The organism is Litoribacter ruber, from assembly GCF_018500185.1.
Lineage (GTDB): Bacteria > Bacteroidota > Bacteroidia > Cytophagales > Cyclobacteriaceae > Litoribacter > Litoribacter ruber.
In genome coordinates, this window is the sequence record NZ_JAHBGI010000012.1 from 103469 (window position 1) to 129654 (window position 26186).

General features: G+C 45.6%; 17 protein-coding genes. 12 read left to right on the plus strand and 5 right to left on the minus strand.

Annotation, left to right across the window (positions count from 1 at the left end; translation table 11 throughout):
• The first annotated feature begins 181 nt into the window (after positions 1-181).
• Both KIH41_RS15320 and KIH41_RS15325 read left to right on the plus strand, forming a co-directional pair.
• Positions 182-1537 carry an alanine/glycine:cation symporter family protein gene (locus KIH41_RS15320; protein WP_214162938.1) on the plus strand — a complete coding sequence of 452 codons (1356 nt, stop codon included), beginning with the start codon at positions 182-184 and terminating at the stop codon, positions 1535-1537.
• Positions 1534-2634 (plus strand): glycerate kinase, encoded by a 1101-nt coding sequence (locus tag KIH41_RS15325; RefSeq protein WP_214162939.1) that lies wholly within the window; start codon positions 1534-1536, stop codon positions 2632-2634. Before KIH41_RS15320 ends, KIH41_RS15325 begins: the two co-directional genes overlap by 4 nt.
• A gap of 153 nt (positions 2635-2787) precedes the next feature.
• On the opposite strand, the gene KIH41_RS15330 is transcribed toward KIH41_RS15325, so the two are convergent.
• Positions 2788-3213, minus strand: coding sequence for a nuclear transport factor 2 family protein (locus tag KIH41_RS15330; RefSeq protein ID WP_213945615.1), 426 nt, complete (start codon positions 3211-3213; stop codon positions 2788-2790).
• Between the two features lie 23 nt (positions 3214-3236).
• The gene (locus KIH41_RS15335) at positions 3237-4220 is read right to left on the minus strand and encodes an NAD(P)H-quinone oxidoreductase (protein WP_317194964.1); all 984 of its coding nucleotides are present in this window, start codon (positions 4218-4220) and stop codon (positions 3237-3239) included.
• A gap of 346 nt (positions 4221-4566) precedes the next feature.
• Here KIH41_RS15335 and KIH41_RS15340 point away from each other — a divergent pair, with 346 nt between their 5' ends.
• The 9 genes from KIH41_RS15340 to katG all read left to right on the plus strand — a co-directional run bounded on the left by KIH41_RS15340 (position 4567) and on the right by katG (position 20871).
• Complete coding sequence (locus tag KIH41_RS15340) at positions 4567-6774, plus strand: sodium-translocating pyrophosphatase (protein WP_214162940.1); 2208 nt, start codon at positions 4567-4569, stop codon at positions 6772-6774.
• A gap of 461 nt (positions 6775-7235) precedes the next feature.
• Positions 7236-10385, plus strand: a complete 3150-nt coding sequence (locus KIH41_RS15345) for a SusC/RagA family TonB-linked outer membrane protein (RefSeq protein ID WP_213945613.1) — start codon at positions 7236-7238, stop codon at positions 10383-10385.
• Between the two features lie 24 nt (positions 10386-10409).
• Entirely contained in the window at positions 10410-11882 is a 1473-nt protein-coding gene (locus tag KIH41_RS15350; protein ID WP_214162941.1) for a SusD/RagB family nutrient-binding outer membrane lipoprotein, read from the plus strand.
• 10 nt (positions 11883-11892) lie between these two features.
• Positions 11893-12327, plus strand: a complete 435-nt coding sequence (locus tag KIH41_RS15355) for a hypothetical protein (RefSeq protein ID WP_213945611.1) — start codon at positions 11893-11895, stop codon at positions 12325-12327.
• A gap of 78 nt (positions 12328-12405) precedes the next feature.
• On the plus strand, positions 12406-13926 hold the full coding sequence (locus KIH41_RS15360; protein WP_214162942.1) for an N-acyl-D-amino-acid deacylase family protein: 1521 nt from the start codon (positions 12406-12408) through the stop codon (positions 13924-13926).
• A 1-nt stretch (position 13927) separates the two neighbouring features.
• A complete protein-coding gene (locus KIH41_RS15365) occupies positions 13928-14827 on the plus strand; it encodes a serine hydrolase (RefSeq protein WP_214162943.1) in 900 nt (299 codons plus the stop codon).
• A gap of 123 nt (positions 14828-14950) precedes the next feature.
• Positions 14951-17038 (plus strand): S9 family peptidase, encoded by a 2088-nt coding sequence (locus KIH41_RS15370; protein WP_214162944.1) that lies wholly within the window; start codon positions 14951-14953, stop codon positions 17036-17038.
• Between the two features lie 140 nt (positions 17039-17178).
• Complete coding sequence (locus KIH41_RS15375) at positions 17179-18462, plus strand: D-alanyl-D-alanine carboxypeptidase (RefSeq protein ID WP_214162945.1); 1284 nt, start codon at positions 17179-17181, stop codon at positions 18460-18462.
• Positions 18463-18615: 153 nt separating this feature from the next.
• The gene (gene katG / locus KIH41_RS15380) at positions 18616-20871 is read left to right on the plus strand and encodes a catalase/peroxidase HPI (RefSeq protein WP_214162946.1); all 2256 of its coding nucleotides are present in this window, start codon (positions 18616-18618) and stop codon (positions 20869-20871) included.
• Positions 20872-21117: 246 nt separating this feature from the next.
• On the opposite strand, the gene KIH41_RS15385 is transcribed toward katG, so the two are convergent.
• Positions 21118-21693 (minus strand): flavodoxin family protein, encoded by a 576-nt coding sequence (locus KIH41_RS15385; protein ID WP_214162947.1) that lies wholly within the window; start codon positions 21691-21693, stop codon positions 21118-21120.
• 387 nt (positions 21694-22080) lie between these two features.
• Between KIH41_RS15385 and KIH41_RS15390 the strand changes: the two genes are divergently transcribed.
• Positions 22081-24327, plus strand: a complete 2247-nt coding sequence (locus KIH41_RS15390) for a Tex family protein (RefSeq protein WP_213945602.1) — start codon at positions 22081-22083, stop codon at positions 24325-24327.
• Between the two features lie 70 nt (positions 24328-24397).
• On the opposite strand, the gene KIH41_RS15395 is transcribed toward KIH41_RS15390, so the two are convergent.
• Both KIH41_RS15395 and KIH41_RS15400 read right to left on the minus strand, forming a co-directional pair.
• Entirely contained in the window at positions 24398-24733 is a 336-nt protein-coding gene (locus KIH41_RS15395) for a hypothetical protein (RefSeq protein ID WP_213945601.1), read from the minus strand.
• A 3-nt stretch (positions 24734-24736) separates the two neighbouring features.
• Entirely contained in the window at positions 24737-26047 is a 1311-nt protein-coding gene (locus KIH41_RS15400; protein WP_214162948.1) for a DUF6973 domain-containing protein, read from the minus strand.
• Positions 26048-26186: the final 139 nt, after the last annotated feature.

The window sequence follows — 26186 nt, forward strand, 5'->3', positions numbered from 1 at the left end:
CTCCCATATTCATAAAATAATGGGGCAGGCTATGGTGTAATTATTTGCAAATGCAGAAAATAGCTATTAATATTCCTACTTGTATAAAGCCAAAAGCAACTCAAAAGTTTTTTGTTTTGTGTGCCCATCCGGGAACCAGGCTTTTGGTGATTATTAACTGTTAGAAAATCAATCAATTAACGTGGGTGAACTTATAGTCAATTTCAGTAATTGGATTTGGGATACCCCTATGCTTATCTTATTGATGGGTGGGGGATTAATATTATTGGCCTATTCAGGCTTTTTGCCTTTTCGAAAACTAGGGCATGCCATGAAGGTAGTCAGGGGAAAATACGACGACTCCAACATGCCCGGCCAGATTACCTCCTTTCAGGCGCTTTCCGCAGCGATTGCCGCTACCGTGGGCCTTGGGAATATAAGCGGGGTAGCCATTGCCATTAATATGGGTGGGCCTGGCGCCATCTTTTGGATGTGGATGTCTGCCTTTGTGGGTATGGCTACCAAGTTTTTTACCTGTAGCCTTGCTATCATGTACAGGGGCAAAGACACTGCTGGGGTGATCCAGGGTGGTCCCATGTATGTCATTGAGGAGGGAATGGGCCGAAAGTGGAAATTCCTTTCCATCATCTTTTGCGTGGCGGGGATACTTGGTCTGTTGGCTATTTTCCAGGCTAACCAATTGACAGCAACGTTTAGGTTTGTACTTCTTGAGCCTGCCGGACTCGATAGGGGGGCGACTACACGTTGGATAATCGGTATCAGTATGATGGTCATTGTGGCAGGTGTGATCTTGGGGGGGATCAAAAGAATCGCCCTTGTGGCCTCCAAACTTGTTCCTTTCATGGTTGGACTTTATTTCGCTACCGTTTTACTCATTGTTTTCAAATACATCGGCGAGGTACCTGCTATGCTATGGCTTATCGTTGAGGATGCCTTTACGGGCAATGCCGTGATGGGCGGTGCTGTTGGAGCCGTGATTGTAACCGGGGCAAGAAGAGCTGCCTTTAGTAATGAGGCCGGAATCGGTACTGCACCGATGGTACACGGTGCTTCCAGAAACAACGAGCCCGTTAGAGAAGGCTTGATCGCCATGCTGGGACCGTTTATCGACACCATTGTGGTTTGTACCTTGACCTCTTTGGTTATCCTATTGACTGGGGTATGGCAGACCACCGAAAATGATGGTGTAAGATTGACTTTATCTGCATTTGAGATGGCCTTGCCTGGTTTTGGGAAGTACCTGTTGATGACAGCGGTGTTGGTTTTTGCCTTTTCTACCATGTTTACCTACAGTTATTATGGGCATAAATGCTTTAATTACCTCTTTGGAGCTAAAAAAGCCGATTATTATAACTATTTTTACTTAATAACAATCGTGGCAGGGGCGGTGGCCTCTCTTGAGGTGGTGATCAGTTTTGTGGATGGGATGTACGCTATCATGGCCATTCCGACCATGATTTCGGCAATTTACCTTTCTCCAAAGGTGAGGGCCGCTACGAAGGATTATTTCAGAAGAATGAAGGAACTGGATGTATGAAAATCTTAATCGCACCGAATGCATTTAAAGGCACCATGAAGGCCGGTGAGGCTGCTGAAATCATTCGGACTGCGATCCTAGATAAACATCCTGATTATGATATCAAAGCATGTCCCATTGCCGACGGAGGTGATGGGACATGTTTGTTGTTAACCCAAGCCATGGGGCTTGAAAAGCGGGAATTGCTTGCCTTGGATCCCCTGGGGAGACCTGTCAAAGGTTTTTATGGTTGGGACATAGGGAGTGAAAAAGCCTTCGTCGATGTGTCGACTGTTTCCGGGGTTGGCTTGTTAAAAGCCGAAGAAAGGGATCCTTTCATCACCTGCACCTACGGAACGGGGGAATTAATCAAAGCTGCTTACCAAGAAGGAGCCAGGGAAATCGAACTGGGGCTGGGAGGCAGTGCCACCATTGACATGGGTGTCGGGATTCTTAATGCCCTGGGCTTCAAATTTCTGAATCAATGGGGGAGGGAAGTAGCCATGTTTTCCCCTTATTTTTTGGACAAAATCAATTTCATCCAAAGGCCCATTGAAAAACTCAACTTAAAATTTAGCCTGCTCTGTGATGTGCAAAATCAATTCCTTGGACCAGCGGGTGCCGTGCCTGTCTTTGGACCGCAAAAGGGCTTGGAGGCTGAAAGGGTGGAGGAAATAGAAGGCATTACAGCGCGTTTTTTTGAAATGCTGCAGGAAAAAAGCCCATTTGAGCTGGAAGATAGGCCGGGATTTGGTGCAGCAGGCGGAATTGCGTTGGGCTTGAGTGCTTTTTTCCCCACAAACTTGATAAGTGGGCCCGAATATTTCTTTGCCAAAGTAGGTATGGAGGAGAAAGTGAAATGGGCTGATTTGGTTATTACCGGGGAGGGCCGATATGATGAACAATCTGCTGAGGGGAAAGGAAGCTTCATACTGCTGCAGATTGCCAAAAAACACGGAAAACCCATACATTTAATTACTTCAGGTGAGATACCCGGTCCTGGTTTCGACGAAACCATTTTTTTACCGCCACTTCCTGAAAAGGGAGATAGTGAATCTGCCAAAAAGTTTCTGCTTCAGTCGGTTATAGATTTTTTTAAAGAAAACCCTCCAGAGTAGGCACAAAAAAAAGGTCTCCGATACGGAAACCTCTTTTTTAACATAAGCCCTTATTAAATGTATTGAAAACATGAATGCATGTTCAATTCTTTATACGTAGAGAATGGATCAAACGCTACAATAGTTTCAAAAAAATCCGTTAAAAAATCTTAACTACTTGATAAAGTAAACCTCTGCAATCTTTTCGTCCTTGATCTTGTAGATTGCAATGGCGTGCGTGGGCTCCTCTCCCCGAACCCTCGTAACTTCTTCTTGGTCAATCACCGTGTTGCCCTGCACGATTCTATTGATCAGCTTGCAGTACAAGTCTGGTGTCATGTTAAAGTATCTGGCGTAGTTTTCACGCATTTTTTCTTTTCCTTCATAAAGTAGCGTTTCAGGAAACTGAAAAACCTTGACATCATCGCTATAAGGCACCAAAAAGGCATCAATATCTCTCTTATTATATGCGTCAAGTTGCTCTTGGGCTAGTCGGCGTCCGGTACGCTCTTCTTTGGTAAGTTCCCTGAGTTCTTCCTGCTGAGCCCAAAGGGGCAAAGAGAAAGCAAGGGCGAGGGCAAATAGTATAAATTTTTTCATGTCTAATTTGTCTTTAAGTTATATTACGGATTTATGAGCAAAAGTTTTCCAATGTGCACCGAGGATTCCATCATGTTGTGTGCTTCGGAAGCATTTTGGAGAGGAAAGGTTTTGAAAATCACAGGTTTTAAATTCAAAGGAAAGAGTGGCCAAATGTACTCTTTCAGCTTATCTGCAATTTTCCCTTTGTATTCAATCGATTGGGGTCTCAAAGTGGACCCGGTAAGCACAAGTCTTTTCTTCATGATTTGAATAAGATCCACTTCTGCATTTTTACCTTTCATGGCATTGATCATCACAATTCTGCCATGCGGATTCACTATTCGGATGTTTTTGGGCGTGTAGTCCCCGCCAATCATATCCAGCACAATATCGACGCCCTGACTAAGTGTTGAGTTTTTTATCTCTTGTTCAAAATCCTGGGTTTTATAATTTATGGCCAGGTCAGCCCCAAATTCCAAACAGGCCCTACACTTCGCATCAGAGCCGGCGGTGATGATGACTTTTCCACCCATGGCCTTCACCATCTGAATGGCCGTCACTCCAATGCCGCTACTGCCGCCATGGACCAAAACGGTTTCTCCTTTTTGGAAATTTGCAATGTCAAATACGTTGTTCCAAACGGTAAAAAAGGTTTCGGGTAAGGAGGCTGCCTCTTCCAGCGAGATCCCTTCCGGCACAGGGAGGCATTGTTGCCAAGGAGCACAGGCATATTCCGCATAACCCCCACCGGACATTAATGCGCAGATTTCTTTTCCTTGAAAATCAGACGGAACACCTTCTCCGATTTCCTCAATTACTCCTGAGACTTCTAGTCCTGGAATATCAGCAGGGGCATCTGGCGGAGCGGGATACCGTCCTTTCCGTTGGGCGATATCGGGTCGGTTTACACCTGCGGCCTTTATTTTAATTAGAACTTCTCCTTCCTTGGGAACAGGTTTGGGTTTTTCCACCAACTTTAGTACCTCTGCTCCACCAGGCTCAATTATGCTGACTGCTTTCATCATTTTTTAATAGTTCTTGGCAAAACTTAAAGATAGCAAAAATAGCATAGGCTTTCTAAATCAGGTTAACTCCCCTCATTGAATGACCTTGATCATGTTTTGCATAAGGTTACTATTAGAATGGATAAAATAATCTATTTTTAAAATGTGTAAAATTTGATGGTCTTAATTATGGTAATGTCAAAATTAAGCTTAAATTTTTATTTATAGTGTAACAAATAGCCCTTGAGTTGATTTTTTGATGTGCACATATTTTGTATTTTTGACCTATTACCATCATATTAATTGTCTGGTGCGTGATAAATAATATATTTGCTAAAGTTAACTAACACTATTAATCCACATTAACATGGAACAAATCTTTACGTATGCGGTCCCAGCAATGGGTATAATTGGCCTGATCGTAATGGCCATCAAATCTTCTTGGGTGTCCAAGCAGGATGCCGGAGAGCAAAATATGATAGAGCTCGCCGGACACATTGCCCGCGGGGCAATGGCTTTTCTAAAAGCAGAATGGAAAGTGCTTATTTATTTTGTCATTATTGCTGGGATCATTCTGGCCTGGTCAGGCACGCTGGTTGAAAATTCGAGCTGGATCATTTCGATTTCCTTTGTAATAGGAGCCGTGCTTTCAGCCTTTGCAGGCTATGTGGGGATGAACATCGCCACCAAGGCCAACGTGAGAACCACGCAGGCAGCCAAAACCAGTTTGCGAAAAGCCCTTCAGGTATCCTTCACCGGTGGATCGGTAATGGGACTTGGCGTGGCAGGTTTGGCAGTTTTGGGAATGGGCTCCTTATTTATAATATTCTATAATATGTTTGTCCTTTCCGTGGGAGGAGACGTCAACGGGATGGAGATGGAAACAGCTTTGGAAGTTTTGGCCGGTTTTTCACTTGGAGCGGAGTCGATCGCCCTTTTTGCTAGAGTAGGTGGGGGGATTTACACCAAGGCGGCCGATGTGGGCGCTGACCTTGTGGGAAAAGTGGAAGCGGGCATCCCTGAAGATGATGTCAGAAACCCGGCAACAATTGCCGATAACGTAGGGGATAACGTGGGTGATGTGGCCGGTATGGGCGCTGACCTTTTTGGGTCATATGTTGCCACCATTTTGGCATCCATGGTATTGGGACGTGAAATAATATCAAATGACAACATGGGAGGTATTGCCCCGATTTTGTTGCCGTTGGTGATTGCAGGTGTAGGATTGTTGTTTTCGATCATAGGTACTTTCTTCGTTAGAATTAAAAAAGACACCGACAGCGTGCAGGCCGCCCTGAATATGGGCAACTGGGTTTCCATACTCCTTACGGTGGGTGCTTCCTATTTTATAATTGATTATATGTTGCCGGCCGGTGAGCTAAATCTGGTGAGGAACCCGGAGGTTACCTTTACCAAGATGGGGGTATTTGGAGCTGTATTTATAGGTCTTGTAGTGGGAGCCCTGATGAGTATCATCACGGAATACTATACTGCCATGGGCAAAAGGCCTGTAAACTCAATAATTAAGCAATCTTCAACGGGTCATGCCACTAATATCATTGGTGGCTTGTCAGTCGGTATGGAGTCTACGGTTCTTCCAATTCTTGTGTTGGCCGGTGGTATTTACACCTCCTTTTTGGCAGCAGGTCTGTATGGTGTGGCCATTGCGGCAGCAGGGATGATGGCGACTACAGCCATGCAGTTGGCGATTGACGCTTTCGGACCGATTGCTGATAATGCAGGTGGTATTGCAGAAATGTCGGGACTTCCAAAAGAGGTGCGGGAAAGAACAGATATTCTTGATGCGGTGGGCAATACCACAGCTGCTGCCGGAAAAGGGTTCGCCATCGCTTCTGCGGCCTTGACCGCATTAGCCTTGTTTGCGGCCTATGTTGGCTTAGCGGGTATAAATTCTATAGATATCTATAAAGCTGATGTATTGGCTGGGCTATTTGTAGGGGCCATGATTCCTTTTATTTTCTCTTCTTTGGCCATAGCCGCTGTAGGTAGGGCTGCTATGGACATGGTGAACGAGGTAAGAAGGCAGTTTAGGGAGATTCCAGGGATTATGGAGTACAAGGCCAAGCCAGAGTATGATAAATGCGTGGAGATTTCAACCAAGGCGTCTATTCGCGAGATGGTGGCTCCTGGTGCTATAGCATTGATTTCGCCCATTATAGTAGGTTTCGCTTTTGGACCAGAAGTATTGGGTGGGTTATTGGCCGGCGTGACCGTTTCGGGTGTGTTGATGGGTATTTTCCAAAACAACGCCGGAGGCGCTTGGGATAATGCCAAGAAATCCTTCGAAAAAGGGGTGGAAATCAACGGGGAAATGTATTACAAAGGCTCTGAACCCCATAAGGCCTCCGTGACTGGGGATACCGTAGGGGATCCATTTAAGGATACTTCAGGTCCATCCATGAATATCCTCATTAAGCTGATATCTATCGTGGCATTGGTGATTGCGCCGCATATTTCGATCAACCCCCACCACAATTTACCCGATGATGCTGTGATGGAGATAAAGGCGGAAAAGGAAACTGTAGCCGAGAATGTGGAGGTACTAGAACCTTAAATTGATAATTGCAGCAATAAATGCCGATGGAAAATGGAAACCATCGGCATTTTTTTTTAATTTTAGTGAAAATATTTTTCGATCCTTTATCTGACCTATTTTCCATATAAAAGCAAGAATCTCAAGCTTCAAAAATTTTTTATACTGAGGAGGGGACATAATTAAAAATTTTGTATAAGATTTTTATCATTGCCTTTTTTATAATTTAAAACTGCCGTTGGTGTAATGGTTGGGATTTTTGGGGGGAATGTTTGAAAATCTTAAAAAATTAACCAAAATTAGCCTTAATTCTTAAAGTTTATTAAAATCGAAAAATGTTTGCTGCGCCTTTTTCATCAGCTTTGAGGATTTTTCGACCGGTTTTTTTAGCCAGCCTGCTAGGGGGCAAGTGTCTGCATAATTGATCTTTAACTTCAACCTTAAATATTTTAATCTATGTTACACCCAAAATTTCAAAGTAAATGATGCAAAATTGTACAAAATCAGTCTTTTTTCTGATGCTGTTTTTGCTGGCCATACCCTCGTATGCCCAGATTACAGTGACAGGAAAAGTGACCTCCCAAGAGGATGGTGGGCCTTTGCCGGGAGTGAGCGTACTGGTACAGGGTTCGACCACTGGTGCGGTGACGGATCTTGATGGAGAGTATTCCATTGAGGTGCCTTCAGGGGATGCTACCCTGGAGTTCTCTTTTATTGGCTATACCAGACAGAGAGTTCAGGTTAGAAACAGAAGTGAACTAAATGTGGTTTTGGTTCCTGATATTGCCCAGCTTTCCGAGGTCGTGGTAACGGCCTTCGGTATCGAGCAGGAGAAAAAAGCCTTGGTATCTTCCACTCAAGAGGTGAAAGGTAGAGAACTGCAACTTTCCCGTGAACCTAACATGGTAGATGCCTTGAACGCAAAAGTTGCCGGTGTGCAGGTAACCCGTCAGGGTGGTTCGGCCGGTGCTGCCTCAAGTATAGTGATTAGGGGTATGTCTTCCATTTCAGGAGAAAACCAGCCTCTATTCGTAGTCGATGGTATTCCGATCAACAACGAATACAGAACTCGCTCCAGATCATCAAGTGTGGATACCCCTAACAGGGCCATTGATATCAATCCAAATGATATCGAATCCATGAACGTATTGAAAGGTCCTGCGGCTACCGCTCTTTATGGTATCCAGGCTGCAAGTGGTGTGGTAATCATCACCACTAAAAAGGGATCCAGATCTGATACCCAAAACCTTTCTGTAAACTTCAGCTCCAATACAGGTGTAGACAGAATCATGCAGAACTTCCCTGCACAGATGACTTATGCGCAAGGGGATAGAGGTGTTTACGGAACTACAACTTTTGGTCACTTTGGACCACCATTGTCAACTTTAAGATTTGATGGTCAGTCCACTTATAGAGATCCAAGAGGGAATCTAGTGGATATGAACGATCCAAACGCGACCAACCAAATGATGGATCCGGTGAACAACCAAGACGTTTTCTTCCAAGACGGTTTGACGTTGGACAACAGTATCAGTATTTCAACTGGTAACAAGCATAGCTCTTTCTATGTATCCTTGGCGGATTTCAGCCAGACGGGTATCATTCCTAACAATGAATACAACAGAAGATCATTTAAGGTGACAGGGGAGTCCTCTTTGACTGAAAAACTTAGAGTAACGGCCTCTGCTAACTATGTGCACTCTACAAGTACAAGATTCGGAAGAGGGGATAACTTCTCTGATGTTGTGCAGGGTTCTTTCAGAACTCCTCCAAGTTATGACAACAGCTTAGGTTGGTTGAGACCGGATGGTGGACAAAGGGCGTTTAGAGATAACTCTCCAGATAACCCTTTCTGGACAGTGAACAACAACCCTTATACAGATGAGGTAAACAGAGTAATCGGGTTTATCCAAGCCAATTATGATCCTTTGGATTGGTTGAACATCATGTACAGAATCGGTACTGATGTATCTTCGGATAAGAGAAACCAGCAGTGGGCTGTAGGTTCATTCGGTGGCGATGCCCTTCCGGGTGGTAGAGTTCAGGAGACTACTTATAATGATAGATTGCTTAACTCTGATTTAATCATTACGGCAAACACGCAGTTGGGTGAAGATTTCAACCTACAGGGTATGGTAGGTCAAAACTTCTATTCTAGATCATACAGAATGCAATTCTTTGACGGTAGAAATCTGGCCATTCCAGGCCTTTATCGAATCACTAATGCACAGACCAACCTTGTGCAGGATCAATTCACTGAATTGAAGCAGACTGCAGCGGTATTCTCCAGGGTTTCATTGGATTTCCGTAACTATGCTTTCTTGGAAGCGACGGGAAGAAATGAGTGGACTTCAACTTTGTTGCCTCCTAACAACTCCTTCTTCTACGGTTCTGTAGGTACTGGTTTGGTGTTTACAGAAGCCTTGAACATCGACCAGGGATTCTTCAGCTTTGGTAAATTAAGAGCTTCTTACTCTGAAGCTGGTAGAGATACTAACCCATATAGAGATCAAACTTACTTCGGCCGTTCTTCAGTGAGTGGTGCATGGGGTGGTAGCCTAGTGTTCCCACTTCCATCTGGTGTAGGTGGGGTGCAACTTGCAGGTCTTGCGGGTAATCCCAACCTTCGTCCTGAGAGAAACAAAACTTGGGAATTCGGGGGTGAATTCAGGTTTGCAGAAAACAGACTTGGCTTGGACGTGACTTACTATAGAGAAAGAAACGTTGACCAAATTATTGCGGTATCTGAGCCGGGAAGTACCGGTTTCTCTTCCAGATGGATCAATGCAGGTACTATCGAAAACCGAGGTTGGGAGATTGTTGCCAATGCCTCTCCATTTGTGGGTGACTTCAAGTGGGATATCGTGGCCAACTTCTCCAGAAACAGAAACACCGTGTTGGATCTTCCAGTTGACCGCTATGCCCTTGCAGGTTTCGGTAACTTGAGACCATCCTTGATTGAAGGACAGCCTTATGGTATCTTCATGGGTACAGGTTTCTTGAGAGATGATCAGGGTAATAAAATCATCAATGAAAATGGTTACCCTCAAAGGGTTCTTCCTTCTGATGATAACCCTTCTGGTGACATCATCATCGGTGATCCTACTCCAGACTTCCTTTTAGGTTTGAGAAACAACCTTTCATATAAAAACTTCCTTTTGACTTTCCTTTGGGACATCAGGGTAGGGGGAGACGTAGCTAACGTTACCGCCAACTGGATGAGAGCTCAAGGTATAGGTGAGTTTACCGAAGACAGAGGCAGCCAGGTTATCTTTAGAGGTGTGAAAGGAGATGGTACTCCAAACGACATCCCTGTAGTAATCGATGATGCGAGATATTACAACAATACTACTGGTAACAGAGATATTGCTGAAAGATTTATCGAAGACGGTTCTTGGGTACGTTTGAGAGATATCACCCTGACTTACCAAGTGCCAGCGGCAATAGCCAACAGATTGAAAATGAGAAACCTTGACGTCAGCTTGTACGGTAGAAACTTATTGCTATTCACTGCCTATACGGGTGTGGATCCTGAGACAAACCTTGCAGGTCCTAACTCTTCTATCGGTGTGGATGCTTTTGGTACTCCGACCACAAGAACAGTTGGTATCAACTTGTCAGCTCAATTCTAATTTTCGTTTCAAAAAAGAGATCAAATGAAATCAATAAAGAAAAAAATTATAAATGGCTTGGCAGGAGCGCTCCTTCTTTCTACTGCTGGTTGTGATTTGCAGGAAGCAAATGTCAACCCCAATGCAGTGACTGAGGTAGGGGTGAATGTATTACTTCCCGCTACACAGGCCAATATGACTTGGGCCGTGGGAGACTTCACTTCCCAAGCCACGGGTATCCTACTTCAATATATGACAGGTACCCTTAACGTTCAGCAGAACGTAACCTTCTATGCATATGTGCCGCCAAATTTCAATACCCCTTGGAATCATTTCTATACGGGTTCATTGATAGATTTGAAAAACATTATCGACATTTCAACTGAAAATCAGGCTTTCCACTATAGAGGTGTTGCCAAAATTCAATCAGCCTTGCTATTGGGTTATTTGGTGGATCTTTGGGGAGACGTGCCTTATTCTCAGGCATTGAACATTGATGAGTTTCCTCAGCCGGTATATGACTCTGGAGAGCAGGTTTATGAAGAGGTTTTCCGACTTTTGGACGAGGGAATCGCTGATCTTCAAAGTGAAAGTACCATTTCACCAGCTGCCAACGATTTGGTGTACCCAGCAGCCAACGAAGGTGCCTGGAGAAGCACTTCTCTTCCAAGATGGATCAAGGCTGCCAATTCTTTGAAAGCCAGATATTACAACCACTTGAGCAAAGTAGATCCTCAGGGTTCAGCTACTAACGCATTGGCAGCCATCAACGCTGGAGCGTTTGAAAGCAATGCTGATGACTTGAATACCGTTTTCGGTAATTCAGCGGATGCTGCGGGGCCTTGGTTTGGATTCCTATTGGGTTCTTTCGGCCAAAATAACATTGCCGTGGCTCAGAGATTCATTGATATGTTGGAAAACAGAATTGGACCAGGTGAAAATGATCCACGTCTTCCTTACTTCATCGGACCAAACTCTGCCGGTGGATTTGTAGGCGCAGAATATGGCGCTGCTTCCATTCCAAGCAATGTGTCCAGAGTAGGTCCTTATTTGAATAGAGAAGATGCTCCAACCAGCATCATGACTTATTCTGAATTGAAGTTTATTGAAGCAGAAGCGCATCAGAGACTAGGGCAGTATGCTTTGGCCGCTGAAGCCTTTAACCAAGCAGTGGAAGCTTCTCTTTTGAGGGTAACTGGTACTGCCAGCCCTGCCTACATTGCAGCCTTCGGATCTGAGACGGCCGCTACCATGGAAGCAAATGGTATGGAGAGAATCTTCAACGAGAAGCATATCGACATGTTCTTAAAGACTGAATCTTGGGCAGATTGGAGAAGAAGTATCCCTGCTGGTGCAGAAGGAACTGCTAGCGGAATTCCTTTCTTGGAGCCGGCAGATGATAACTTTACCAATGATGTATTCCCTAGAAGATTCCTTTATCCAACTTCTGAATTGGACAACAACTCGGGCAATATCCCGACCGGTTCTCCAACAGTAAAAGTGTTCTGGGACCTTTAATTAAAAACAAATGATGATGAAAAAATATATAGCCATATTGACCATGATTATGATGGTCGGTCTCACCTCTTGTTTTGAGGAATATGACGAAGGATATGACCTTGTGGGTCGTGTGGCCTCGATACCTGTCTTTACAGTGTCTAGCACCACTGCTGCCCCTGGCGCAGATGTAACAGCTAATTTCCGCTATTACTCTGAACACGAACCGGTAACCAACCTTCGTTTGATTCAGATCATCGGTGGAAATGAAACCGTAGCCGCTTCCAAAGATATCACAGGCCACAACCTGAGAGATTCTTACGAAGATTCCTTTACCTACACGGTTCCAGCGGACTTGGAGCCAGGAACAGCCATCACTTTGTGGATTGAAGTTGAAACTGCCAATTCCCTAACCAATAGAGGAAGCATCAACCGAGTAGTGACGGTGGCACAACCTGCAGAATAATTTATAACCTTATATATAAAAAGACTTCCATATTTTATGGAAGTCTTTTTCTTTGCTTTTCACCCAAACTGAAGTACCATGCATCTGAGCAAATACCTACTTGGACTATTGTCTGTCATTTTTATATCCTGTCAACAAAGTGACTCCGCACAGGAAACATTTGACCTGCTGATCAAGAACGCCAAAATCGTTGACGGCAGTGGAGATGAGGCCTACGAAGGCCATGTTTTTATTAATGGAGACGAAATTGCCAAAATCACAAAAGACTTAAATAACGCCCCGCAGGCCACCAGAACTATCGACGCTGAAGGAAAGGTGTTAGCGCCGGGCTTTATTGACACCCACACCCACGGGGACCCTCTCGCAACACCAGAATTCCCCAACTTTTTGGCCATGGGTGTGACGACCATTTTTATGGGCCAGGATGGTTCCAGCCCCAAAACAACAGACTTAAATTCCTGGATGGAGGAAGTAAATGCTGTCAACCCAGGTGTTAATGTGGCTATGTTTGTGGGCCATGGTACGTTGAGAATGCTTTCAGGTATTGAATATGACAAAAACCCAACTGAAGAGGGATTGAAGAATTTGGAAAAACTGGTGGCCGAAGCCATGGAAGCAGGTGCTTTTGGTGTCACCACCGGGCTGGAGTACAACCCAGGCTATGTGGCCAAAAAAGAAGAACTGGCAAGAGTGGCCAAAGTTGTGGGCGATCATGATGGAGTCATGATGAGCCACATGAGAAATGAGGATGATGACGCCATTGAGGATTCGCTTGACGAGTTTCTATCGCTAGGTGAGCACTGCCCGGTGCATGTGTCGCATATAAAAGTAGTGTATGCAAAAGGTGAAGAAAGAGCACAAGAGGTCTTGGGTATTTTGGAAGAAAGCAGGAAAAAGGGCTATACCGTGACGGCAGATCTTTATCCCTATGAGGCATCCTATACCAGCATTTCCATCTTGTTTCCAGAATGGGCCAAGGCACCAGCCGATTACAACGAAGTAGTGGCCAACCGTGGCGATGAACTCCTGACTTACCTGCGAAACCGTGTCAACTTAAGAAACGGTCCTGAAGCAACACTGCTTGGGACAGGAGAGTACAGGGGAAAGACTTTAAAACAAGTAGCTGAAGAGAAAGGAAAACCTTTTGAAAAGGTATTGATGGAAGATATAGGCCCTACGGGGACAAGTGCTGCCTATTTTGTGATGGACGAAACGGTAATGAAGGAGTTTCTAAAAGATCCCTATGTAAATGTTTGCTCCGATGGAAGCCTTACTGGCAACCACCCCAGAGGGCATGGAACTTTTGCCAAGATCATAGAATCCTATGTCAGCAATGAGCCCATTCTGAAACTTGAGGAAGCTATCCATAAAATGACCGGCCTTGCTGCCCAAAACGTAAAATTGGAAAAGCGGGGCTTGATTAAGGAAGGTTACAAAGCCGACTTGGTTATGTTTGACCCAGCCCAAATCAAGGCAATGGCTACTTATGAAAACCCCGCACAATTGGCAAAGGGCTTTGATTTGGTGATTGTTAATGGAGAAATAGCCAAAGAAGGAAAAGAGTTTAAAAACCGATCAGGAATTATTATCAGAAAATAATATGAGAAAACTATTGATTGCCACATGCGGCTTGCTGATGGCTGCCGCCTGTAGTCCTGCTGCCCAGGAGGAAAAGGACATTGAAACCCTCAAGCAGGAGATTCAGGAGGAATTGTCCACGGCGGAAGGGGACTTTGCGGTAGCCTTTCGATTACTCGACGGCTCAGGTGAAGAGATCCTGATCAACGAAATGGAAAACTTCCATGCTGCCAGCACCATGAAAACCCCTGTTATGATCGAGGTGTACAAGCAGGCTGCAGCAGGTAAATTCAATGTCTCGGACTCTATCCAGGTGCACAATGAATTCAAAAGTATTGTGGATGGGAGCCTATATAGCATGCAGCTGGGGGTGGACAGCGAGGAGGAGCTTTATGACCGGATTGGCAAAAAGGCCACCATCTATGACATCACCTACGCCATGATCATTAAAAGTTCAAATCTTGCGACCAATATTCTTATTGACCTCATAGGGGCCGAAAGCACTACTCAGACGATGAGAGATTTGGGAGCTGCTGATATTATGGTTAAAAGGGGAGTGGAGGACCAAAAAGCATTTGATCAAGGGCTTAACAATACCACCACAGCCTATGATTTAATGGTCATCATGGAAGCGATTGCAAATGGCGATGCCGTCAATGAAGAGGCCGATGCCGAAATGTTTGATATCCTGGCCGACCAATATTATAGAGATCTTATCCCAGCTTATTTGCCGGAAAATGTAGTGGTGGCTCACAAAACCGGTTTTATCACGGGCGTCCAGCACGATTCGGGCATCATCCGACTTCCCGATGGCCGTCAGTATGTATTGGTTCTGCTTTCAAAAAATCTGGCAAACAGGGACCAAGGCAAGGAGGCCATGGCCAGGGTTTCAAAGTTAATATATGACTATGTGATAAAATGAGCGCTACTTCATTATTCATCATTCATCATTCGCTATTCATCATTTAAAAAATAACGAATGATGCCTGCCTGCCGGGGAGGTAGGAACGCCGGATGATGAATTAGTAATAACCAAAAAACAACCATGAAAAAGAATCTTTTCTTAATACTTCTTACTTTCTTCATCGGCAAGCTGAGCGCCCAGGACTTCACCATGGAACAGGTTACTGCCTATCCTTTTCCGTCCGAACTAACGACTTGCTCAGGTTCTGATAAAATGGCTTGGGCCCTCAATGAGCAGGGAAAACGGAATATTTATGTGGCCGAAGGGCCGGATTTTGAGCCCAGAAAGTTAACCCATTATGATCAGGACGAGGGCCAAGAGATCAGCAGTCTCCAGATTTCCGCTGATGGCAATTGGGTCGTATATGTGAGAGGAGGAGAGCATGGAGGTGGAAATGCCCATGTGTATGTCAATCCCACCAGTCTTCCCGTTCCCCCAAAGGTGGAAATATGGAAGGTGCCTTTTAGTGGAGGCAAGCCTATCCTGATCGGTGAGGGCGACCAACCCACCTTATCCTCAGATAGTAAAAAGCTGGCTTTTATCCATGGTGGACAAGCCTGGATGGCTAATTTGGAAAATGAGGAGCCAGCCAAAAAACTTTTCACCTCCAAAGGATCGACAGGTTCCTTGGAGTGGTCTCCTGACGGAAAAAGACTTGTTTTTGTGTCTTCACGGGGCGATCATGCCTTCGTAGGTGTATACACAGATGAGAAAACATCCATAAAATGGTTAGCACCAGCATTTGCCAGAGATCGCTCGCCTAGATGGTCTCCTGATGGAGAAAAGGTAGTATTTGTGCGAACGCCAGGTGGCGGAGGAGAGCCGGACAGCCTGTTGGTTCAGCAACACCGCCCTTGGAGCATATGGACAGCTGATGTGGAGTCAGGAGAGGCTGAACAAATCTGGAAAGCTCCAGAGACTTTGGAAGGCTCTGTGCCTACTACTCATGGTGGTTTCAACTTGCATTGGGCTGTTGATAGAATTGTGTTTCTCAGCTATAAAGACGGCTGGCCGCACCTTTATTCCATTCCGGAAGTTGGGGGAGTGGTAACCCAATTAACTAAGGGAGACTTTATGTTGGAGCACATCACTTTGAGCAAGGATGGAAAAAGAGCCGTCTTCTCGGCCAACACCGGTTCCACTCCTGAAGATCTTGACCGCCGGCATATAGGAATGGTATCACTTGATGAGGCAGATATGGAATTGTTAACGGATGGAGAGGGGATAGAGGCCTATCCATTTTTTATCGGTGAATCAGACCGTATAGCCATGTTCAGTGGAGATTTTCGTCAGCCCTTATTGCCGTCAGTTATGGATATTGAAAGCAAAGAGATAAAAGTGTTGTCCCTGGACCGATTGGTTGAGGATTTTCCTTTGGATCATTTCGTGGAACCCAAGCAGGTGAGTTTTGAAGCTGCGGATGGTGTAAAGGTGTATGGCCAGCTGTTTGAAAAAGAGGGTGGTGACTCCCAAAAACCGGCAGTGGTATTTGTGCATGGTGGTCCCCAGCGGCAGATGCTGCTAGGGTGGAGCTACATGGATTATTACTCCAACACCTACGCGCTTAACCAATATTTGGCAAACCAGGGCTTTGTGGTTCTTTCTGTAAACTTCCGTATGGGGATCGGCTATGGCCATGATTTCCACAAACCTGAGGGAGCGGGCATTGCAGGCGCCTCGGAATACCAGGACGTGAAAGCGGCAGGGGAATACCTTGCGCAGCTAGAGCAGGTGGACTCAAACAAAATTGGCGTGTATGGAGGTTCCTACGGCGGTTACCTCACCGCTATTGCTTTAGGGTTGGACTCGGATCTTTTTGCCGTAGGCGTGGATATTCATGGAGTGCATAACAGGGACGGCTACATCAAAATCCCCGATGGGATTGAACAAGCCCCTGATTTGGAAAAGGCCAGGCAGGTGGCATGGGATTCTTCCCCGGTGGCCATGCTGGACAACTGGACTTCCCCTGTGTTGCTAATCCATGCCGGTGATGACAGGAACGTTAACATCAGCCATAGCGTGGATTTGGCTAGAAGACTTGAGCAGCGCAACATCCCTTACGAATACCTGGTAATCCCTGACGACACCCACCACTGGATGGTGTATGCCAACATGGTGAAAGTAAACCAAGCCACGGCTGATTTCTTGAAAAAGCATTTAATGAAATGAAAAAATAGGGTCACAAAATTTGAGAATTACTGCAGCGTCCGTGGCGTATTTTCCCTTTGCGCCGTTGCGTGAAGCTTTTCCAACTCTGTGAAACTCATTTTAAAACTCTACTTAACTCTGTGTCCCCTTTGAAATTGATTATGTCCAAATATCTAATTACCGCTTTAGTACTTATCATCACCTTACAAGCCGAGGCTCAGAGGCTCAATAAGAGGCAGGTCAAGCGGATTTTTGATCGGTCTGAGATCATGCAGGAGCATTTTGTAGGGTTTGTCCTGTATGACCAGGAAAAGGAGCGGGTGATCTATGAGGAAAATTCCCAGAAGTATTTCCTCCCAGCCTCCAACACCAAGCTTTTTACCCTTTATGCAGCGCTCAACATGCTTGGGGATTCCATTCCGGCTTTGAGATATGAGGAGCGGGGAGATTCCCTGATTGTGTGGGGGACGGGGGATCCGACATTCCTGCATGAGAAGTTTGAGGACCAAAGGGCCTTTGATTTTCTTAAGAATCAGGAGAAAACCATTTACCTTTCCATAGATAGAGATGGCAGTTCCGTATTGGAGCCCAGCAATTGGAGGGCGGATATTAATTCGATCCCCATCGCGGCCAATACGGCACAAGTAATGGGAAGTGCGGAAGGGTTTAGAAGTTTTCCTGCCTCAATAGCCCAATTCATCAAACAGGATACCGCACTGCTTGAGGATAAATTTATCCTGCGAAGGGCCAAGGTGGGGTATGACCTGAATTACCCAGCCTTACCTATTCCCGAGAAATTCGAAAGCAAGGTGCTTTACACTGTTGGATCAGATCTGACTGCACAAATCTTGGCTGATACCCTTCAAAAAGAAGTAAGGCTCACCAATATTGCCATGCCGGAGGATGCCAGAACCTTGTATAGCGTGCCCACAGATTCCCTGCTCAAACACATGATGTTGCCCAGTGATAACTTTTTGGCCGAACAGATCTTGATGTTATGCTCCTCGACCCTGGATGGGGAGATGGGCATCAAAAAAGCAATCGACCACAGTCTGGAAAATTTTATGGCTGACCTTCCGGCTGAGCCCAAATGGTCTGATGGTTCCGGCTTATCAAGGTTCAATCTCTTTACTCCAGAAACTATAATCCACCTTATTGGGAAAATAAAAGACAAGGTAGGGGATGAAGACAGGTTAAAAGATCTGATGCCAGTGGGAGGAATCAGCGGAACTCTTAAAAGTGCTTATCAGCTGGATAATGGGGTGCCTTTTGTTTGGGCCAAAACCGGCACCTTGACTTATGCCCACCTACAAAGCGGGATATTGGAGACGAGAAATGGGAAAAGGCTGCGCTTTGCATTTATGAACAACAACTTCGTGAGACCAACCGCCGAAATCCGCGAAGAAATGGTCCGCATCATGACCGAAATCCACGAAAGATTTTAAACTTCGGTCTTCCGTCTCCGGTCTCCCGTCTTCCCATAGATTCCCTCTATCTGCCATAGATTTTAATAGTTAGAAAAGTAAGGTTTTATCTATCCGATTTTGTAATTTTAGTGGTAAGCAATCAAGAAGATATAAATAATACCACTTTAAACTATGGAAAACAACAAAGACAGAAACACAGCTCCCAACACCCCAGTATGGGATACCAATGAATCCAGTAGATGCCCATTTTTGAGCGGGGCCGTGAGGTCCACTGCAGGCAGCGGATATACCAACCGTGACTGGTGGCCAAAAATGCTTAACCTTAAAATCCTGCACCAGCACTCATCCCTTTCCAATCCTATGGGGCAGGACTATAATTACCGGGAGGAATTTAAAACGCTTGACTTGAATGCCGTAAAACAAGATTTGACTGAGCTGATGACCGATTCCCAGGATTGGTGGCCTGCCGATTACGGCCATTATGGCCCATTTTTTATACGAATGGCTTGGCACAGTGCGGGTACTTATAGAATTGCCGATGGACGTGGCGGTGCGGGCTCTGGTTCTCAGCGCTTTGCCCCCTTAAACAGCTGGCCTGACAATGCCAACCTGGACAAAGCCAGGCTTTTGCTTTGGCCTATCAAACAGAAGTATGGAAAAAAATTATCCTGGGCTGACCTGATGATTCTAGCCGGGAATGTGGCCCTGGAGTCAATGGGCTTGAAAACCTTCGGCTTTGGCGGTGGCCGGGTAGATGTGTGGGAGCCTGAAGAGGACATCTATTGGGGTTCGGAAGGTGAGTGGCTGGGCAATAAGGAGCGTCATGAAGGCGGGACCCTGGAAAGCCCACTCGGTGCCTCCCATATGGGTCTGATTTATGTCAATCCGGAAGGGCCAAACGGTAACCCGGATCCTGTTGATGCTGCCCATCACATCAGGGAAACTTTTGGCCGAATGGCCATGGATGATTATGAAACCGTTGCCTTGATTGCCGGAGGACATACTTTTGGAAAAACCCATGGTGCCGCAGACCCAGGCGAATATGTAGGAGCGGAGCCCGCCGGAGCAGACATAGCTGAGATGGGTATGGGATGGAAAAATACTTTTGGCAAAGGCCACTCTGGGGATACCATTACCAGTGGTTTGGAAGGTACCTGGACAACCAGCCCTACCAAATGGAGCAACAATTTCTTTGAAAATCTGTTTGGCTTTGATTGGGAATTGACCAAAAGTCCAGCAGGCGCCCACCAGTGGAAACCCAAGGGTGGGGCTGGGGAAGGTACTGTGCCCGACGCACATGATCCGAATAAAAAGCATGCGCCTTTTATGCTGACAACGGATTTATCGCTAAAAATGGACCCTGCTTATGAGAAAATATCCAGGCACTTCTATGAAAACCCGGATGAATTTGCGGATGCTTTTGCAAGAGCATGGTTTAAGTTAACGCATAGAGATATGGGGCCCTTGTCCAGATATTTGGGGCCTGAGGTCCCTCAAGAAGAATTGATCTGGCAAGATCCAATACCTGCAGTGGAACATGAAATGGTGGATGAAAATGATATCGCCGATCTGAAGGATAAACTGCTGAATTCCGGGCTTTCGGTAAGCCAGCTGGTAACCACAGCCTGGGCCTCGGCCTCTACTTACCGAGATTCCGATATGCGTGGAGGCGCCAATGGGGCTAGAATCCGCCTGTCTCCCCAGCGAAACTGGGAGGTAAATAATCCTCAGGAGCTTTCCAAAGTATTGGATAAAATTGAACATATTCAAAAAGATTTCAACGATAGCCTGTCGACAAACAAGAAAGTTTCCCTCGCTGACCTGATTGTTTTGGGAGGTTGTGCTGCAGTGGAGAAAGCCGCCCGGGATGCGGGATTTGATGTCAAAGTTCCTTTTGCCCCCGGAAGGGCGGATGCCAGTCAGGAGCAGACGGATGAGGAACAGTTTTCCATGCTGGAACCGAATGCGGATGGGTTCCGAAACTACTTCGGCAACCATGAGCACATCTCAGCTTCGGCAGAGGAAATGCTTATCGATCGAGCGCAGTTGATGACACTCACTGCACCGGAGTTAACGGTACTGGTAGGGGGGATGAGGGTGCTCAGCACCAATTTTGATCAGTCCAAGCATGGTGTGTTTACCGACAGACCGGGCCAATTGACGAATGATTTTTTCAAAAACCTGCTAGATATGAAAACCACCTGGAAGGCAACCTCGGACGCAGGGAAGATTTTCGTAGGGAGTGACCGCAATACCGGTGAGGTCAAATGGACAGGAACCCGTGTGGACCTGATCTTCGGTTCCAACTCAGAGCTAAGAGCCATTGCAGAAGTTTATGCTTGTAATGATGGGCAAGAGCGTTTTGTTAAAGACTTCGTAAAGGCTTGGGCCAAAGTGATGAACCTGGACCGGTTTGATTTGAAATAAAGCTAATTTAAATTAATGACGAAAGGCACCTTGGGGACAGGGTGCCTTTTGCAGTAAAAGGGAGTCGCACAAAGTAAAATGAAAAATGTTATGCTTTCTAAATGTTTATTTTGAGGATTTGTTGTTTTAATCAGGCAAAATTAAGCTTTGGTTGTCGGATTTTTAGCCCTTATTTGGAGATGATTCAAATTTGACTTCCGCTGAAGTCGTTGCGGATTTCTGTGTCCGTTGCGAGAAATTTTTCAGCTATGGGCTCATTCTCACCACCATTTCCGCCACCCGTTTTCCCAGGCCCTCAGCTTTCTTCAGGAAAACCTCCTGAACGGCCTTACCCGCATACTCTCCCTCACCGGTGATGGCGGAGGCACCGAAGGCAGCCTCAGTCTCCTGGCCTCCTACGATGACCATGCCGTGGATCAGCATGGAGTGTATGATGTTGAGCATCACCAGTTCCTCCCCGATGGATATGCCGCCTCCCGTTGCAAATGCCGCCCCGATCTTGTCCTTCAAAGGCCTGCCTTCAAAAGGCCAGGAGTTGATGAACTCCTGCACGGCCGGTGCTATGTTGGCATTATAGACCGGTGAACCTAATACAATGGCCCCTGCTTTTAATACATCCTCCTCAGAAATATCTTCAATGGACCTAAGAACCACCTCCACTTCCCCGGTTTCCGCCCCCCTGGCCACCGCCTCCGCCATGGCTTTAGTGTGTCCGGACGGACTGTAATAAGCCACTAGGACCACAGGTTTGGATTGGGCTTGTGCTATGGCTGGAGCTATAAGGAAAAGGATTATGGAGATGGTTAAAATGCTTGATCTCATATCGAAAATATTATAATTGAAAATGTAAAATTAGGAATTAATAATGGAGTTTCCGTTGTTCCAAGGCTGGCATTACAACTTTGAAACTTTATGCTCTACCATATTTTTTCGCTGCGACCTTTGCGTCTTTCTCTGCGCCGCTGCGTGAAATTTCTTCTGCGAAGCAGCAACTCTGTGTAACTCTAATTGTAACTCTGTGAAACTCCTTGTCCCCTTGTTCGCTTCGATTCCTCTTCCTGATTTCCAACTCTTTACTTTTCCATCTCTGAATTTCCGGCGCTTCTTTTAAGAAAACTCTGGCATTAGCCTTAACTTGCAAGCCTAAAATCATCCGATCGGAAAGGCCTTATTCAGGTGCCGGCCGGTCTGTACATTAGCATCAAAAACATGAACATCAACCATTACCTCAAGATTGCCGAGGAGCTGAGCGTCAAACTCAAGCAGGTGACCGATACGGTGGCCTTATTGGATGAAGGAGCTACCGTGCCCTTTATTTCCCGCTATAGAAAGGAAGTGACCGGAAGCCTGGACGAGGTTCAGGTGGCCAGTATTAGGGACCGTGTGCAGCAGCTGCGCGACCTGGACAAAAGGAGGGAGGCCATCCTCAAGTCCATCAAGGAGCAGGAAAAACTCACCCCCGAACTGGAGGAGAAAATCAATGCCGCCGAAACCATGGCCGTATTGGAAGATCTTTACCTGCCTTACAAACCAAAAAGAAGGACCAAGGCCACCATCGCTCGCGAAAAAGGGCTGGAGCCATTGGCCAACAAGATATTTGAACAGGAGTCATTTGACCTGGAAGCCGAAGCAGCCCAGTATGTGGATGCGGAAAAAGAGGTAAACTCCACCGAGGAAGCCCTACAGGGTGCGAGGGACATCATCGCCGAATGGATCAACGAAAACGTGGAGCTCAGAAAGCAGATGCGGGACCTTTTCATCAACGAGGGCAAATTCACCTCCAAGGTGATTCCCGGCAAGGAGGAAGAGGCGCAGAAATACAAGGATTACTTTGACTGGTCCGAACCCATCAAGACAGCCCCTTCCCACCGGGTGCTGGCCATGAGAAGGGGAGAAAAGGAGCTTTTCCTCATGCTGGATTCCCAGCCGGAGGAACTGGACGCCATCGCCCTGATGGAAAAGATCGTGGTTCAGGGTGCTGCCAATACTGCTGTGGAACAGGTCAAAATCGCCATCAAGGATGCCTACAAGCGCTTGCTGAAGCCTTCCATGGAAACAGAGGTAAGGCTTTATACCAAAAAGAAAGCCGACGAAGAGGCCATCAAGGTCTTTGCTGAAAACCTCAGACAGCTGCTTTTGGGCGCTCCATTAGGCGAAAAGGCTGTGATGGCCATTGACCCTGGTTTCAGGACTGGCTGTAAAACCGTCTGTTTGGGTCCCCAGGGGCAATTGCTGGGCTATGATGTGATTTATCCCCATGAAAACAGAAAGGTTGCTGAATCCGGTGCTTTGGTGAAACACTTGGTAGAAAAGCACCAAATCGAAGCCATTGCCATCGGCAACGGTACGGCCAGCCGGGAGACGGAATCCTTTGTGAAATCATTGGGCCTTCCAAAACATGTCATCGTGGTGATGGTCAACGAGAGCGGCGCTTCCATCTATTCGGCTTCGGATGTGGCCAGGGAGGAATTCCCCGACCATGACCTGACCGTAAGGGGAGCCGTATCCATTGGCAGGAGGTTGATGGATCCATTGGCCGAACTGGTAAAGATCGACCCCAAATCCATCGGGGTGGGGCAGTACCAGCACGACGTGGACCAGAATGCCCTCAAAAGCTCACTGGACGACACCGTAATGAGCTGTGTAAACGGCGTGGGTGTGGAGGTAAACACCGCTTCCAAGCAGTTGCTGACCTATGTGTCAGGCCTTGGCCCGTCACTGGCTCAGAATATCGTGAAATACAGGGACGAAAACGGTCCTTTCAAAAGCCGTGAGGAAATCAAAAAGGTGCCTAGACTGGGCGACAAGGCCTATGAACAGGCAGCGGGCTTTTTGAGGATCAGAAACGGCATCAATCCCTTGGACAGAAGTGCCGTTCACCCGGAAAGTTATACGGTGGTGCAAAAAATGGCCGCTGACTTGGGTGTGGACGTGAGCGATCTGATGAGCAGCGAGGAATTGAGACAGAAGGTGGTGTTGAAGAACTACGTTTCCGAGACCATCGGTCTGCCAACCCTTCAGGACATCATGGCCGAGCTTTCTAAGCCGGGCAGGGATCCGCGCGAGACTTTTGAAGTGTTCAGCTTCCAGGAAGGCGTCAACGAGATGAAGGACCTGCAGGTAGGCATGAAGCTTCCTGGAGTGGTGACCAATATCACCAACTTCGGTGCCTTCGTAGACGTGGGGGTACACCAGGACGGCCTGGTCCACCTGAGCCACTTGGCCGACAAGTACGTTTCCGATCCCAACGAGGTGGTAACCGTCAATCAGAAGGTGGAGGTGACCGTGATGGAAGTGGATCTGGGCAGAAAAAGAATAGGCCTGAGCATGAAGTCCGACCCCTTTGCCGAAAGGCCCAAGGGCGGAAAAGGCGGCGGAAGGCGCCCAAGAGAGGAAAAGGAACCCGAAGGCGATCTGGCTGCGAAGCTGGCGATGCTGAAGGGGAAGTTTAGGTGATATAGATTGCCACAGATGCACAGATGAAAAATAGATTAAAAAGAAAGGCTCCCGGAAAGGGAGCCTTTTTTCAATACAATTCAACTTTAATTTTTAAATTGCCCTTGGTGACATTTTCTGGCTCATATTCGATAGTAATTTTATTGTCATACCAATCACTTCTGAATTCCTGATTGATTTTTCCCGGCCCAAAGGAATCCAGCCCGTTTAGGGAAAATACTCCATCCACTTCTCCGACAACTGTTATGATTTTCGTTACCACTCTTTCTGAATCCGTTTTAAAGAATAATGTTTGTTTTTTCGAAACATCTTCAATGTGTTGAAATTCTGTATTGGTTTTAAATAAAATAATTATAAGCAAAAGAGAACTTAATATTATTATGGCGGTTAGAATGTTTTTTTTCATGGATTAATTGCATAAAATGTCTGAAGTAACAATTTCGGTCAATCCAGGAATTATTTGATTGTATTGGTTTACTTGGTCTAAAACCACCAAATCACCTCTATATAGAGCTTGTAAAACAAGATTGGCCACATTTGTATTGTTTGCAAGAAGACCTATGTCTCTCCCAACTTGATTATTGTGTAAATCCATAATTTTTTCCATTTCTCTATTGGATGGAGTATCACATTCATGAGCATCTGCAAACTGTTTTGATAATGGTACATTATTCGTTGATATGACATTTAAGGCATTCCAGTAAGCGTGCCTAAATGCATCACCACAGTCATTGTGATTGTTTCCTCCCCCATTTGGACCAAAAAAATCTTTTGTTTTTTCGTCAGCTAATATAGAATTTTCATAAATCTTGTAAATATTATGTAGATTTCCGTTGTATATGGAATTTCTTACTGTACTTTTTTCACAATCATTTAATTTTTTATATTTTTCTTCTATATAATTGATGATCTCTTCTTCATCAATTACAGGGTCTAGAGTTTCACCTCCACCTCCACCACCGCCGCCACCAAGATCATCAGAAGGCGGTTCCAAAGAGGCATCTTGAGAACCTTGAGATCCTGGGACATGATAACACTTTGAAGAGGAGGAGGTGCTAACGTGATAGGTTGTTCCACTAGATGTGGTTACTGACCAAACATCATAGGTGATGGTGGTTACACAATAGGAAGCATTATTTTCGAATATTTTCTTCTTACTGTTTCTTTCCGGGGTTATTGTTGACTTGGTAGCACCATCCTCTAACTCTACGGCTAAAACAGCTTCTTCATTCCAATTGTACCAGTTATAAGTGCCTTTAAAATCTTCAGGCAACTTGTTGTAGGTTATTTGTCTGTTCCTAACCTTGTAAGAGAAATCAGGTACAATTTTTAGAATATAGGTTTCAAAATTTCCGACTCCTTTTTCTACAATTATTAGTTCAGTTACTACTTTGCTTTGAAGCTTTTTGTAAGCGGCTTCTACTTCATTAAGATGATTGCTCTCTAGGGGTGCCGGGAAAGACAAATCATCATACATGATTGTAAAGATGTGGATTTTCTCATTTTTAGAATTTACATCTTGACGGTAACTACCTTGGTTGATGTGCCTTTTGATGGGCTTTGTCTTTCCGGCAACGTTACCTTGGGGAAATACCTCTGTTCGGTTGAGGGAATCAATTTGGTTTAATAAAGCCTCGTTCAAATTTAGATCTCCATCTTTCTTAATTATTTCTTCTTGGTCAACTACACATCCTGTAGTTACGAAAAAGATGATAATCAAGTACCCAACTATCCTTAAGACATTAGTGGGGGGGGGTAAATCGTAAAATTGTTTTCATTGATTAAAAATTTAAGTTAAAAGATTATTCAATATGTGGGATTAATCCGTTAGTTGCAAAATTATGGAGGTGAAAATGGGT

Coding starts and splice junctions, on each gene's coding strand:
- KIH41_RS15325 (WP_214162939.1), top strand. CDS start 1,534: ATGAAAATCTTAATCGCACCGAATGCATTTAAAGGCACCATGAAGGCC.
- KIH41_RS15330 (WP_213945615.1), bottom strand. CDS start 3,213: ATGAAAAAATTTATACTATTTGCCCTCGCCCTTGCTTTCTCTTTGCCC.
- KIH41_RS15335 (WP_317194964.1), bottom strand. CDS start 4,220: ATGATGAAAGCAGTCAGCATAATTGAGCCTGGTGGAGCAGAGGTACTA.
- KIH41_RS15340 (WP_214162940.1), top strand. CDS start 4,567: ATGGAACAAATCTTTACGTATGCGGTCCCAGCAATGGGTATAATTGGC.
- KIH41_RS15345 (WP_213945613.1), top strand. CDS start 7,236: ATGATGCAAAATTGTACAAAATCAGTCTTTTTTCTGATGCTGTTTTTG.
- KIH41_RS15350 (WP_214162941.1), top strand. CDS start 10,410: ATGAAATCAATAAAGAAAAAAATTATAAATGGCTTGGCAGGAGCGCTC.
- KIH41_RS15355 (WP_213945611.1), top strand. CDS start 11,893: ATGATGATGAAAAAATATATAGCCATATTGACCATGATTATGATGGTC.
- KIH41_RS15360 (WP_214162942.1), top strand. CDS start 12,406: ATGCATCTGAGCAAATACCTACTTGGACTATTGTCTGTCATTTTTATA.
- KIH41_RS15365 (WP_214162943.1), top strand. CDS start 13,928: ATGAGAAAACTATTGATTGCCACATGCGGCTTGCTGATGGCTGCCGCC.
- KIH41_RS15370 (WP_214162944.1), top strand. CDS start 14,951: ATGAAAAAGAATCTTTTCTTAATACTTCTTACTTTCTTCATCGGCAAG.
- KIH41_RS15375 (WP_214162945.1), top strand. CDS start 17,179: ATGTCCAAATATCTAATTACCGCTTTAGTACTTATCATCACCTTACAA.
- katG (WP_214162946.1), top strand. CDS start 18,616: ATGGAAAACAACAAAGACAGAAACACAGCTCCCAACACCCCAGTATGG.
- KIH41_RS15385 (WP_214162947.1), bottom strand. CDS start 21,693: ATGAGATCAAGCATTTTAACCATCTCCATAATCCTTTTCCTTATAGCT.
- KIH41_RS15390 (WP_213945602.1), top strand. CDS start 22,081: ATGAACATCAACCATTACCTCAAGATTGCCGAGGAGCTGAGCGTCAAA.
- KIH41_RS15395 (WP_213945601.1), bottom strand. CDS start 24,733: ATGAAAAAAAACATTCTAACCGCCATAATAATATTAAGTTCTCTTTTG.